Annotated in this window: 13 protein-coding genes and 1 pseudogene; 8 read left to right on the top strand and 6 right to left on the bottom strand. The window is 50.2% G+C overall.

What is annotated here, in order from left to right; all coding sequences use genetic code 11:
* Window positions 1-170: 170 nt before the first annotated feature.
* Window positions 171-1,424, top strand: coding sequence for an NADP-dependent isocitrate dehydrogenase (gene icd / locus AC1P02_RS12055; protein WP_005312750.1), 1,254 nt, complete (start codon window positions 171-173; stop codon window positions 1,422-1,424).
* A gap of 76 nt (window positions 1,425-1,500) precedes the next feature.
* Here the strand turns inward: icd and AC1P02_RS12060 are convergent, their stop codons facing one another.
* The 3 genes from AC1P02_RS12060 to dsdX form a co-directional block, all read right to left on the bottom strand.
* Complete coding sequence (locus AC1P02_RS12060) at window positions 1,501-1,677, bottom strand: hypothetical protein (protein WP_005312753.1); 177 nt, start codon at window positions 1,675-1,677, stop codon at window positions 1,501-1,503.
* A gap of 339 nt (window positions 1,678-2,016) precedes the next feature.
* The gene (gene dsdA / locus AC1P02_RS12065; protein WP_485182295.1) at window positions 2,017-3,348 is read right to left on the bottom strand and encodes a D-serine ammonia-lyase; all 1,332 of its coding nucleotides are present in this window, start codon (window positions 3,346-3,348) and stop codon (window positions 2,017-2,019) included.
* Window positions 3,349-3,365: 17 nt separating this feature from the next.
* Window positions 3,366-4,703: a D-serine transporter DsdX gene (gene dsdX, locus AC1P02_RS12070; RefSeq protein WP_282790645.1), complete on the bottom strand. Its 1,338-nt coding sequence runs from the start codon at window positions 4,701-4,703 to the stop codon at window positions 3,366-3,368.
* Window positions 4,704-4,929: 226 nt separating this feature from the next.
* On the opposite strand from dsdX, the gene dsdC reads away from it, so the two are divergent.
* Entirely contained in the window at window positions 4,930-5,874 is a 945-nt protein-coding gene (gene dsdC, locus AC1P02_RS12075) for a DNA-binding transcriptional regulator DsdC (RefSeq protein ID WP_485182296.1), read from the top strand.
* A 509-nt stretch (window positions 5,875-6,383) separates the two neighbouring features.
* On the opposite strand, the gene AC1P02_RS12080 is transcribed toward dsdC, so the two are convergent.
* Window positions 6,384-6,935, bottom strand: coding sequence for a hypothetical protein (locus AC1P02_RS12080; protein WP_485182297.1), 552 nt, complete (start codon window positions 6,933-6,935; stop codon window positions 6,384-6,386).
* 120 nt (window positions 6,936-7,055) lie between these two features.
* Between AC1P02_RS12080 and AC1P02_RS12085 the strand changes: the two genes are divergently transcribed.
* From AC1P02_RS12085 to AC1P02_RS12110, 6 genes and pseudogenes are all read left to right on the top strand, one after another.
* Complete coding sequence (locus tag AC1P02_RS12085; RefSeq protein ID WP_485182298.1) at window positions 7,056-7,262, top strand: helix-turn-helix domain-containing protein; 207 nt, start codon at window positions 7,056-7,058, stop codon at window positions 7,260-7,262.
* A gap of 394 nt (window positions 7,263-7,656) precedes the next feature.
* Complete coding sequence (locus tag AC1P02_RS12090) at window positions 7,657-7,926, top strand: hypothetical protein (RefSeq protein WP_485182299.1); 270 nt, start codon at window positions 7,657-7,659, stop codon at window positions 7,924-7,926.
* Window positions 7,905-9,071 (top strand): hypothetical protein, encoded by a 1,167-nt coding sequence (locus tag AC1P02_RS12095; protein WP_485182300.1) that lies wholly within the window; start codon window positions 7,905-7,907, stop codon window positions 9,069-9,071. The genes AC1P02_RS12090 and AC1P02_RS12095 overlap by 22 nt, the downstream gene beginning before the upstream one ends.
* Before the next feature lie 561 nt (window positions 9,072-9,632).
* On the top strand, window positions 9,633-10,736 hold the full coding sequence (locus AC1P02_RS12100) for a DUF3289 family protein (protein ID WP_485182301.1): 1,104 nt from the start codon (window positions 9,633-9,635) through the stop codon (window positions 10,734-10,736).
* Between the two features lie 609 nt (window positions 10,737-11,345).
* Window positions 11,346-11,531: pseudogene (locus AC1P02_RS12105) on the top strand (DUF4172 domain-containing protein); the annotation flags it as partial.
* Between the two features lie 114 nt (window positions 11,532-11,645).
* Window positions 11,646-12,473, top strand: coding sequence for a Fic family protein (locus AC1P02_RS12110; RefSeq protein WP_485185452.1), 828 nt, complete (start codon window positions 11,646-11,648; stop codon window positions 12,471-12,473).
* A gap of 76 nt (window positions 12,474-12,549) precedes the next feature.
* On the opposite strand, the gene AC1P02_RS12115 is transcribed toward AC1P02_RS12110, so the two are convergent.
* Together AC1P02_RS12115 and AC1P02_RS12120 are read right to left on the bottom strand one after the other, a co-directional pair.
* Window positions 12,550-12,810, bottom strand: a complete 261-nt coding sequence (locus tag AC1P02_RS12115; RefSeq protein ID WP_485182302.1) for a hypothetical protein — start codon at window positions 12,808-12,810, stop codon at window positions 12,550-12,552.
* 224 nt (window positions 12,811-13,034) lie between these two features.
* Window positions 13,035-13,523 carry a TIGR00645 family protein gene (locus AC1P02_RS12120; RefSeq protein ID WP_374840757.1) on the bottom strand — a complete coding sequence of 163 codons (489 nt, stop codon included), beginning with the start codon at window positions 13,521-13,523 and terminating at the stop codon, window positions 13,035-13,037.
* Window positions 13,524-13,581: the final 58 nt, after the last annotated feature.

Here is a 13,581-nt window from a genome sequence, read left to right on the forward strand (position 1 = left end):
GGGCTGGATGGCGTCGAATGTATGCAGGGGCGAGCGAGCCGGCCGCATTGTGATCCAGTACTCGACTATGGTCTGACATGCGTGCTAGCCATTTGATTATGAAAACGAATGGGCTAAGATGGCCGCGCGCAACTTACAGATTGATAACAAACGGAAGTTAGGAGATGCCGATGGAAAGCAAAGTAGTTATCCCGACCCAGGGCCAGAAAATCACAGTCGATGCCAACGGCAAGCTGCAGGTTCCCAACCATCCGATCATTCCGTTTATTGAAGGGGATGGCATCGGTGTGGACGTGACCCCGGCCATGTTGAATGTGGTCAATGCCGCGGTCGAGAAAGCCTACAAAGGCGAGCGCAAGATCGCCTGGATGGAGATCTATACCGGCGAGAAGTCGACTCATATCTATGGCGAAGGTGCCTGGCTGCCGGCCGAAACCCTGGATTTCATTCGTGAATATTGCGTGGCCATCAAGGGCCCGCTGACCACTCCGGTCGGTGGCGGTATTCGCTCCCTCAACGTGGCCCTGCGTCAGGAGCTGGATCTCTACATCTGCCTGCGCCCGGTTCGTTACTACGAAGGCACCCCGAGCCCGGTCAAGCGTCCTGACCTGACCGACATGGTGATCTTCCGCGAAAACGCCGAAGACATCTACGCCGGTATCGAGTGGAAGGCGGACAGCGACGAAGCCAAGAAGGTGATCGCCTTCCTGCAAAACGAGATGGGCGTGAAGAAAATTCGCTTCCCCGAGTCCTGCGGCATCGGCATCAAGCCCATGTCCAAGGCCGGTACCGAGCGTCTGGTGCGTGCCGCCATCGAGTATGCCATCGACAACGATCGCGACTCCGTGACCCTGGTGCACAAGGGCAACATCATGAAGTTCACCGAAGGTGCCTTCAAGGATTGGGGCTATGCCCTGGCCCAGAAAGAGTACGATGCCCAGCTCATCGACGGTGGCCCCTGGTGCTCCTTCAAGAACCCGAAAACCGGCAAGACTATCGTGGTCAAGGACGTCATCGCCGATGCCTTCCTGCAACAGATACTGCTGCGTCCGGCCGAGTACGACGTCATTGCCTGTATGAACCTCAACGGTGACTACATCTCCGACGCCCTGGCCGCCCAGGTCGGCGGTATCGGCATCGCGCCGGGCGCCAACATCGGCGACGGTGTGGCTCTGTTCGAGGCGACTCACGGCACTGCGCCCAAGTATGCAGGTCAGGACAAGGTCAACCCGGGTTCGCTGATCCTCTCTGCCGAGATGATGCTGCGTCACATGGGCTGGGTCGAAGCAGCCGATCTCATCATCAAGGGCATGGAAGCGGCCATCGCCAACAAGACGGTCACCTATGACTTCGAGCGTCTGATGGAAGGCGCCACCCTGCGCTCCTGCTCCCAGTTCGCCCAGGACATGGTCGACCAGATGTAATGGGATCCAGAAGGTCTTGAAAAGCAAAACCGGCGCCATGAGCGCCGGTTTTTTTATCGGTGAAGAGTCAAGTGGCTTACTGCGCTTGCTCTGCGTGTTGCTGATAGCGCTGCTGCCATTTGCTGCTTTCGGCTTCGTCACCCTGGGTCTGCCAGAACTCGCAGATGGAGTTGGCGAGCTCGGATGCCATGGCGTGATCTCCATCGCGGCGACTCATCAGATATTGTCCCAGCCAGCTTTGATATTGTTTCATTGCCCGATCTCCTTATCTAAGGTGCCCTTGTTGTTGCCCGTCTGGCAAAACGGCCTCTCGACCGCGGCCAGACCTGACTCAACCAGGTCACTGTTTTTCTGCGCACCTCTGTTCGTTGTTATCACCGGATTGGGTAGCGATCTCGCGGGATAACGGTGCGAACTGGGCGCAGATGTCAAAAAACGGACCCTATCCTATCACAAAATAACCAACTTGGGGGGATTGGCAGCCGAAGGAGGAGACGTGACGTGATCATGCTCAGCGCAAAGGGTGTGCCATCTTGCTGATCCATGAAGAGAAAAACCCGCCAGGGTGGCGGGTTTTTCGGGTGAAAAAAGATCAAATTTCGGCGGTGGCCAGGTATTTTTCCATCTCCTCGGCGGGCACCATGCCGCCGCCGGTGGCCCATACCAGATGGGTGGCCCGGGCCAGGGTAGCGGCATCGAAGCCGCGCTCCGCCTGCCACTCGCGATCGGCCGCGATGCGCCACGGGCCTGGCATGCCGGCCAGCGCCGAGGGTTCGAGTTTGATCTGCTCGTCCCGCGCCAGCAGCCCCAGCAGGTCATACATCTCCTGATCGCTCAGGGTATAGAAACCATCAAGCAGCCGCTCCATGGCGCGGCCGACGAAGCCGGAGGCGCGCCCCACCGCCAGGCCGTCGGCGGCGGTGAGGTTGTCTATCCCCAGATCCTGTACCGCAATGGCATCGTGCAATCCGGTATGCACTCCCAGCAGCATGCAGGGGGAGTGGGTGGGTTCGGCAAACAGGCAGTGGACGTTATCCCCGAACGCGAGTTTCAGGCCAAAGGCCACGCCGCCGGGGCCGCCGCCCACACCGCAAGGCAGGTAGACGAACAGCGGGTGTTCGGCATCCACCTTGATGCCCATCTCATCGAACTGCTTTTTCACCCGCTCACCGGCTACCGAGTAGCCGAGGAACAGGGTGCGGGAGTTCTCGTCGTCGATGAAGAAGCAGTTGGGGTCGCGTTCGGCCTCCTTGCGACCCTGCTCCACCGCCACCCCGTAATCTTCTGCGTATTCCACGACTATGACCCCGTGTTCGCGCAACTTGCGCTTCTTCCACTCCCGCGCATCGGCGGACATGTGGACTGTGACGGTGAAGCCGAGCTTGGCGCTCATGATGCCGATGGACATGCCGAGGTTGCCGGTGGAGCCCACCGCAATGCTGTACTGGCCGAAGAACTGGCGAAACTCGTCCGTGAACAGCTTGCGATAGTCGTCTTCTTCGCACAGCAACCCGGCCTTGATCGCCAGCCGTTCGGCATGGGTCAGCACCTCGTAGATGCCACCGCGCGCCTTGATGGAGCCGGAGATGGGCAGGTGGCTGTCTTTTTTCAGCAGCAACTTGCCGGTCACCTCGACGCCGTAACGCGCATTGAGCGTTGCCTGCATGGTAGGGATGGCGGCGATCTCGGACTCCAGAATGCCCTTGCTGGCACGAGTCTCGGGGAAGGCTTCGTACATGTAGGGGGCGAAGCGGGCAAGCCGGGCGGAGGCATCCGCCACATCGCTGCCATCCAGTCCCACATAGGGCAGGCCAACCGCCAGCGTGCTGGCCTTGGGGTTGAACCAGGTCACGGGCTTGAGTGCGATCAGGGATTGCACCAGCGGGAATTGGGTAATGAGTTGTTGGACGTCGATGTTTTTCATGGGATGTCTCGGTCTTGTTACACGATATAGGAGAGCAGGAAGGTACCGGCCAGCGCCATCAGGGAGGCGACAAAGGTGGCGGTAGTGTAGTACTTGAGCGTTTCATTCAGGGTGGCGCCGCAATACTGCTTGACCAGCCAGAACAGGGAGTCGGTCACCATGGTGCAGCCAATGGCGCCGGAGCCGATGGCGAGCGTCATGATCTCGGGGCTTATCTCGGGGTAGTGCACCATGATGGGGGAGACGATGGCGGTGGCCCCCATCATGGCGACGGTGGCCGAGCCGACGGCTGCGTGCAGCACTATGGCCACCAGCCAGGCCAGCAGTATGGGGTGCATGTCCAGCTGGGAGAGGATGGTCGCCAGGCTGTCTCCCAGTCCGCTCGCCTTGAGCACGCCGTTGAAGGCGCCGCCTGCCCCTATGATGAGCAGGATATTGGCGATGGAGGAGAAGCACTCCTCTGTCTTGCCCAGCAAGCCTTCCATCTTCATGTGCTGACGGATCCCCAGCACGTAGTAGGCTGTGAAGGCGGCGATGAACATGGCGGTGATGGGGTTGCCGATAAATTCCAGCACGGTATAGAGGCTGCTTGCGTGATCCATGTTGAGCTCGGCCACCGTCTTGGCCAGCATCAGCAGTATGGGCAGCAGCACGGTGAAGAGGGAGGCACTTAAGGTAGGGAGGCTTGCCTCGTCGCGCGCCTCTATATTCGCAAAGGCGGCGGGTACCTCCTTGAACGGCACCCGTTTGCCGAGCAGCTTCAGAAACAGCGGGCCGCCCACCAGGGAGGCAAACAGCCCGACCGCGAGACCGTAGACGATGACGGAACCTATGTCGGCCCCCAGCTGATTGGTGACATAGAGGGCGGCCGGGTGGGGCGGCACTATGCAGTGCACGGCCATCAGGGCGGTACAGAGCGGGATGGCCAGGGTCAGCAGCGAGGTCCTGGTCTTGCGGGCGATGGAGAAGGCCAGCGGAATGAGTAGCACGACTCCCACTTCGACAAACAACGTGATGCCGCACACCAGACCGACCAGCACCATGATGACCTGAGGCGAGAGCCAGCGGCACTTTTGCAGGGCGAGCCCGATGCGCTCCGCCGCCCCCGATACCTCCATCATCTTGCCGAGTATGGTGCCAAGGCCGATGACGGCGGCGAGAAAGCCTAGCGTGCCGCCTATGCCCTCTTCCATGGCGTTGACCATCTTGACCGGGTTCATCCCCATCATGGTGCCCACATAGAAGCTCGCCAGCAGCAAAGCCAGGAAAGGATGTACCTTGCCCTTCACTATGGTGAAGACAATCAGAATGATGCTAGTCAGCAAGGTACCGACGACCCACACTTCAGAATTCATACTGCGCCTCTATGTGTCATGAGTGATGATGTAGGCGCCTATTGAATGAAAATGATGGGCGGCTGACAAATGATGAAAATGGCGTCTTGAGTGAGGCAGATTGATGCAAAGGTGCCACATTCATCACATTTTTCTTCTTTGATGAAATTTGAGTTGTTGGGCTGCATCCAAAGACGGAATTTCTGGCTATCATCTGTGCGTTTTTTGGGGCGAAGAGGCGTGCCAGATGTATACCGAAGACAACTACGTATCGAGAAACAAGCTGCTAAACGGTTATCAGCTCTCCAAGCTGCATACCTTCGAGGCGGCGGCCCGTCATAGCTCGTTTTCCCTGGCGGCGGATGAGCTGGCGCTGAGCCCGAGTGCGGTGAGCCACAGGATCAGTGCGCTGGAAGAGGAGCTCGGTTTCAAGCTGTTCCAGCGCTTTCACCGCAAGGTGATGCTGACCGCAGAGGGACAACGAGTCTTCTGGGCGCTCAAGTCATCGCTGGAGTTCATCAATCAGGAGATCCTGGAGATCAAGCATCAGGAACTGTCCGGTTCCCTGACCGTCTACTCCCGCCCCTCCATCGCCCAGTGCTGGCTGGTGCCCAGACTCGCGGATTTTTCTCGCCTGCATCCCCAGATCGATCTCAACGTCATGACAGGGAACGAGAACATCAATCTGCACGGCTATGGTATAGACCTGACGATCTATTTCGATGACAAACTCCCTGAGCGGCTCGCCATCCACCCGCTGATGGATGAGTACATGGTGCCGGTCTGCAGCCCCGAATATGCCGAGCAGCATGGGCTGCTGGACAATCCTGACCACTTGCCTCGCTGTCGCCTGCTGCACGACAGGCAGGCCTGGGGCTATGACTCGGACAGCGACGAGTGGAGCAGTTGGGCTCGCCAGTGCGGCATCTCCCTCGATGCCTGTCGGTCGAACATGGGGTTCGATCGCTCCGATCTCGCCATTATCGCCGCCATGAACCATGTCGGGGTCGCCATGGGACGCAAGAATCTGGTGAGCAAGCGACTGGCCAGACATGAACTGGTTGCCCCCTTCTCTGGCATGGAGGTGCGCTGCGAGCAGCGTTACTACATAGCAACCTTGCCAAACCGTCAGTGCCCCAAGATCCAGGCCTTTGTCGACTGGGTCTGCGCCCAGGCACAGGAGACACAATAAGTAGCAGGGCCAAGCGCCGTTTTATTCCTCGTCTGGCGTGCAGGATGGAGGGCGAACACCTGGCAAAAAACGGTGTAGATGGCAGTAGAGGAACCGAAGGGTTAGGTAGATTTGTCTTACATATCAGCTAGTTATAAGAATGATTTGTCAGTAAAGGCTCAATCGTTCGATACGGGATGGAAACAGGATACAAATAAAAAGGGCCACTTCTTGCGAAGTGGCCCTTTCCAAACGTTTGGTGGAGTTCTTTAGACCTAAGAATTATCAATTGAATGAACGAATTAACTATTTTTAATTAAAACAATATCTTATAAGGTAAGTTTTTTAAACTAGGAATTTTTTCAGGTAAATTTGTTCTGTTTTTCCACGGTCTGTGGACAACCCCCCCGCATAGGGGATGACTTTTTTCCTGATTTTACATGGTTGGCTTTTGAGTGAACTTCTGATGAGTTGCTCGCTTGTAGCCAACGTTAGGCTGGTCTTACCCTAGATACAGGTCGATTCTCTTTCTAGACCTTCAACGCCCTCATCACCTCCTCCACGGCTGACAACCGTCCTCGTAAGCAACGATACTCCTTACAGGTGTGCCTGAGCACATTATCAATGGTTGTCTCTAGCGCGGGGAAATCTGTTCGTAGCTCACAATATTCGGCGAACGTAGCCTGGTATTCCTGGAGCTCAAATCGATAAGAGCGTGCCCTAGCCTCCAGCACCTTGATCCCTTCATTTCTCACTTCCACGACAGCTTTTTGCTCGACCGGAGTCACTGGAACCTCTGGATCTAATAGGTATTCCCGAAAGGTTACCTCATCAAACATCGCTGTTTTGATGTAATTGGGCCGCGGCAATTTGTTGCCAACATTACGTCTATCCAAGAGACCCATATCGACTAGCTTGTTCAGATTGCGATATATGAGTCCATAGCGCCTCTGTTGTGACAAGCGTTCAATCTTGTCACCAAATACAGCGATTACGCACTCCTGTGCAGTGAAATCGTTCAGCTGCAATCGAATTAGTGCTGTGTAGAGTGCGGTTGGTAGCCACACTGTCTGGGAGCCCATATGTAATCCTCAGTCTCGAACGACAATAATTAGTGGAAATTAAAATCAGATTGCGGATTATAGTCCGTGGCCGTAAGCCAGACAACTAGGGATAGTGCTCGCCAGAGAGAGAGGCGAGACATGCAAGATCTAGCAAAAAAATTTGGCGATGCTATACGTGAGAAACGGCTTCAATTGGGCGTATCACAAGATGTACTCGCACATGTGGCCGAGATTGATAGAAGCTACGTAGGACGGATTGAGCGTGGTGAGGTCAATGTCACCCTGGAAAAGGCTTATCGCCTTGCTAGGGTGCTTGGGTGTGATATTAGAGATTTATTGCCATAAATAAATTTTCCAAAAAAACTCCTTAATAGAAAACTCTATTTATCTGTTAATGTTTAAATAGTTTCCATATCAGACTTCCATTCATAATCTGAACTTCTGCCAGCTATTAATGTAGGGTAGTAACAGGATCTCACCCTACAGATAGACAGATGCCGCCTAAAAAACGGCATAACTCATTTATACTTATAGAAACCTATAAAGTTCACATGCTCAAATAACTAAAGGCGAACCTTATTGAAAAGGTTTTTAGACCAACTATGCTACACGGCATTTAAGATGATTTTTAGGAAGCTAGGATTATAGCCAAAAGCCTATCCCAGTGATATTCTACAGTAAAAATAGGAGGTGGTTTGTGGGGAGTTATACCAATTTCACAACAGCTACGATATGCAGAATGGTCAAGATTGCCCCTGTATTTTTTAGCAAAAAAATGAATCTTGCCAGCAAGTTCTACTACGAAACCAAAGAATGGCACGAACAGAATGCAGAGCGTAAAACCAATAATATAATCACTCATTACAGCCTGCTCAACCCACAACTAAAATGGAAAGCAAAGGCCATCAGTAGCTTTTCTTCCATAAGTCAAGACAACGCAATAAAATTAAAAATAGTTATCTGGATGATTCCTACGCCAAGAACTCCATGTTTAATAATGGTTTTTTAAATGTGGGCTTTTTTAATATAGGTAGTACATCAAAAGGATATCATGTTGATGGATACATTCATTATAAAAGTGATTACATCGAACGTTGTTCGGTACAAATAATACATATAGATGGAGGCTTAGCCTTTTTAGCTCTGTACTGGATATTATCTGACAAAGCTACAGAATTATTAAAAGATATTGATGTGACAGATATTGAACCTGAGCAGATACAATATTTAAGCTGTAACCCATTTAGCACACAGTTCGTAGCCTCAACCACATTAGGCCGGTTAAACTTGGCTGAAGAACGTTTGTTATCAAGACTTGAATTTTTACATAAAGAAATACAATTGGCAGAAAGCCAGCTATACAATTTCTTTGGCATAAGTCAAACCGAAGCACCTGTATATACAATGGATATCCATATAGATGATATAAGTCCATACTTTATTGAAAAAGTAACGCCTCCAAAAGAGATAAATAATGATAACTGTGATGCACATTTCATTCAGCATTTCTATGGGTATAATTCATCCTTTAAAAGTGATAATTTTAAAAGATGCTTATTTCCCCTTCGTTATTTGAGACCGAGAACAACCCCTCCTAAAATATCTCATCTATATATTGCATCCCAAACGTCTGAAGAGGTAGATGAACATCGACTTAATGATTTTTCAGTTCGTTTATTTTCACCAATAAACTCACATCACATCTATCAATTTCTCCATATTTGTGATGCAAGATTTGAGCGTTTAGATAAAAACTACTGTCTGTCAATCATAGACAGCTATAATGAATCTCCTGATAAAAGCTATAACCACATCTATAGTTCATTCGTGGAAATATTAAAAATAGAAGAATTACTTACAGCCTTTATCGAGTCAAAACATAATTTTATAAATTACAGAGCTGATGACAGTCTGAACTATGAAATTTTTTTTGAAAAAGCTAGCGTTTACTTGGGTAACGTCCGTAAAATCAAGAAAAGCCTGGAATTAAAAAAACAGGCGTCTAATGAAAAGGTTCAATCTGCAAATCTATCATATCAAAAGCGAATGACTTGGTTTGTTGCTATCCTGACAATCATTCAAATATTGCTCGCCATTAGCTTTCAACAAATTTCCAACTTTATAAGTTGGATTTTATCATTTGAATTTATTTAGTTGTAAACGCAAGATGAAATAGTGGCGTTAGTATTGAAGAATAATATTATCAATCGGCCATGAGAGTCATCGATGACATCGATGACATCGAATAAGATTCGATTATTGTCGGTATATAAATGCTGTTAGATAACTAACCGGAAACTTTAAGATGTCAAAGTCACTTAAAAAACTTAACGCAAGCGCCAAAGTATCAATCTGATGAATGCGATCTATGTGCTCGGTGTTCTGACACACAAAGAGTTAGTGAATGTGCTGCGGTTACCGCCAGCTGGGTGAAGAGCGAGACGATATACACAGATGCTGAAACGACAGGCTTGCATGAGGATGAGGATATCCCACTCTTGTTTACCTGCCACCACCTCCTGAACTCTCCAGATAGAACCTCTCGATCACCAAGTTCTGCCTTGGGGTTCATCACAGTCATTGCTGTTTCCTTACCTCGTGCCCATCAATAAAAAGCGTCAAAAACTGCCGTTTTCAGAAAATGCCTACATGGTCTCGATTGGCGCATTGATGATAAAGTGACCCTTTCACTACTCTTCATCGAGCCCTCTATACATGCAGAAACCAGACCTCAGAGACATCCACCAACTTACCAAGGACGAGTTCAAGCGCATTCTAGGCCCCGTGGCTGGAAGCCTTGATGACGGGTCAAAGGTTATATTGGGGATGCAATCTGATGTGTTTGCGTGCTGCACTATCCAGGGAGATCAAATCTCGGTGAGGGGGACGCCCAGGTTTGAGCAGACCATCAAGTCGGCATATGCCCAAGCCAAGCCGACAATGTGGTTTGGTTCGGCAGAGAAAGAGCGCCCGAAGGCAGAAACCATTCCTCCTGCCCTCAAACCAAAAACCGATACAACGTCAGCCACAACCTATCGTGTACCTGTGCTCATCTACAAGTCGAAGCGTGAGCCAGGTAAGAACGTTGATGGCAGTCCCGCCGAAGATATGACCTATGGCACGATGACAGCAGAGCAGATTAAGGCTATCCCCATGTTCGTAGGGAAGATGGGAGATGACGGCTTTATTGGCGATCTCGAAAAGACTGACCCCAAGGCGTTCTTTAGTAGCTTCCGCAACATGGCAACATTGTTTGCAACTGGCGACTTGAAGATGAACATTCTGGCCATGATCGCCAAGTTCGAGAAATCTGAGGGGGGTGAATACCGGAACCAAGCGTTGACGAGAGCAGCGCGAGCTCACCCGACCACGATCAAGTTCTCAGATACCCTTATCAAGGAAGTGAAGGCAAAGCTGGCCGAACTTGATGGTGATGTGAATAAGCTTGTTCTGAGTGACTTGATGCAGCAATACAGCAAGACCTCCGGCTTTCGGTTACCCATCTTCAACTCTGCGGCGGATAAGGTGCAGGGCCTCACAATTGCGGTTAACGATGTCTGGGCAGGCAAGGCGGAAATCACGACATATGAAAAGTTTGGCGACTTCTACCAAGGGACGATCAAAGTAACGCTATATGACCACTTTGGTCTCGATTATCCTGACATTGGCCCTGACCCCACGACCGGAAGAGTCAAGTTTTACGGCCTAGCGTCCGGTTTCAGAAGCTGGTTTGTTCTTCAACACTACAAGCGCTTTGCCTACAAGCCATTTTTGACCGTCATTGAACTCAGCTATCCATTCCAAGGGGAACTAAAGTGAGCGCAGCAGTGAAGACAGAGAGAACATGGGTATTCGTGTTGTTCATGCTCTATCACCTCTTGAATGCATCGATCCTGTTCATTCAGCCTGTCTATGACTGGTTTAACGATGAATACTCACTGACTGGCCTATATGTACTGCTCATGCCCTATCTCTGGGGCCTGATAACGATACTGGGGGCGATTTTGTTCTTGTCAGACCGCTCTTGGAAATACCTGGCAGGCAATCTACTCGGTGGTTCGATCCTTCTCTTCTGGTGGCTTAGACTGGCATCCCAATATTAGTGAGTATCGTCAGGCATATGAATGAGTAGACCGAACGGCATTTTCTTGGGCGTGGCTTCATGCAGCGCAAGCTGCAAGCTCACAAGAACCATTCGAAACGAAAACGAGCTCCCGCCTTGTCTATCTACTGGTTGCTGTAGCGCCACACAGCATCAATAAATCCAGTTTTTCATTAGCTCCGGTCTGAGATTTTCAACCTAGATCTCCATCCTCATTACCGGCTCTGCTGGTCTGCTGCATGTGTTATATTCGGCTCAAACATTGAGCCGAATGATGGGCTGGGTCGGCTCATTATTGAGACCCTAGCACGTTGGATGAGGAAATAATGGAACCATTTTGGATTTGGCAACAAGCTGATTGGCCCCATTTTCGTTGGCAGGATAGCGAGGTATTGCCCAGATTACGGCATGCTCAACGCAGGCTGGGAATGCTAATAGGTAGTCATTCCAGATTGGGGAACTCCGACCAAACGTTGGATACGTTACTGGCTAACATCATCTCCTCATCCGCTATTGAGGGTGAGCGTCTCAATGCCCAATCCGTGCGTTCTTCCTTGGCTAGGCGGTTAGGGGGATCACAAACTCCGTCCTATCCCGTGTCAGGTCGCTCAGAGGGGCTCGCGGCCATGATGCTGGATGCCATTGACAACCATGAACAACAGTTGACGATTGAGAGGCTTTACCAATGGCATCGTTGGCTGTTCCCTGCCAACGAATGGTCGGTGCAGCCAGTGAATGTAGGACAGTTGCGAGGAGATGAGCCGATGCAGGTTGTCTCTGGGCGTGTTGATCGCCCCACAGTGCATTTTGAGGCACCGCCCAGAGCAACTCTGGACGATCAACTGGCCGCGTTCGTCTTCTGGTTTAACCAGACTCGGCATGACCCCACGATGGATCCCCTTCTTCGTGCGGCAATCATCCATTTCTGGTTCGTGACCCTGCATCCCGTTGATGATGGTAATGGGCGGCTCACGCGGGCATTGACCGATCTCGCGCTGTCACAGGCTGACAGCCAAAGTATGCGGCTGTATGCCATGTCAGTTGCTATTCTCGAACGGCGGGATCACTACTATCGGGCGCTTGAGTCAGCGCAGAGGGGCCCGCTAGATATTACCTCCTGGATCTGTTGGTTTCTCGATACGCTGGATTACACCCTAGAACTGGCATTACAGGTTATTGACCGTTCTCTTGCCAAGACACATTTCTGGTTGCGGTACTGTCATGACGATCTGAGTCCAGAGCAAACCAAAGTGCTGAATCGTTTACTGGATGGCGGCAAAGAAGGTTTTGAAAATGGCATCAATGCAAGCCAGTATCAAAAAGTGGCAGGAGTCAGCAAGGCGACCGCTACACGCCATCTTACGCAACTGGTGGATAGGGGGTGCATTGAGAAATTACCTAGTGGCGGACGCAATCCACGCTATCAGATCCGCTTGCACACCGAAGGAGTTTGAAAAAACATCGCCATAGAGGCGTTAATTTCATTTGGCAGATGAGATCTGCGATTGACGTACTAATGAAGTTCTTTAGTTAAATACTGATGCCATGATGCGTACCATCTGGCATATGAACGAATAAAATCAGCCGACACTCGTGGTTTTCAACAGATCTTTTGAGTGATAACAAACTGTCGAGAACATCGGCATCAATTTCAGGAACATCGTCCGCCCCCAGCTTAGAAAGCAGTTTGGTCACACTGATACGAACCAGTTGCTCTTCGGCAAGCTCCTGAGCTCTCAGGACTACCTCGGGTGATTCAGATGAGATGAGTTCATCCAGTATTTTACTCATTGATACCGCCAACAATTATTGCCTTTCGCGAGAACAAGAAAGTAGAAATTCATTAATTTATTACTTTCATAAAATTAGCTCATTAAACAGCAATAGAGATCAATCATGATAGTAAAAACATCATTATAGTCTTGTCCGAAACTTAAGAGTGAACCCTATGATAAAAAGGCCAATATGCATTATCTCAGAGTAACACAATGGCCTTACCATTATTAATAGCAGAACTATTTTCTAGTTATTTTATCGAGATAACCCATGGCGAATGCAGACAAAACAAAAGTGATATGAATCAAAAGATACCATTTTATTTTATCATTAGGAATATTCTCTGTATTCATAAACACTTTTAATAGGTGAATAGATGATATTGCCACAATAGATGCAGCTACTTTATTCTTGAGCGAACCTGCATCTAGCTTACCCAACCAGCCTAACTTATCGTCATTATCCCCTACGTCTAACCTTGATACGAAGTTCTCATAGCCAGAAAACATCACCATAACTATTAGCCCACCAACAAGAGCAATATCTATAAGTGAAAGCGTGACTAGCACTAACTCAACCTCTTTTATCTTCCATATGTTTGGGATTATATGGAATATTTCTTGGAAAAACTTCACTCCAAGTGCTAGTAGTACCAGGCTGAGACCTAGATATATAGGAGCCATAATCCAGCGAGATGAATACATTAATTTCTCGAATGCTTTTTCCATACAGTCCGCCAAGCCTATTTTTTAACAAGTGAGGTGACTATAAGCATTAATTCTACAG

It is taken from the genome of Aeromonas sp. TS_SC_11, assembly GCF_057318915.1.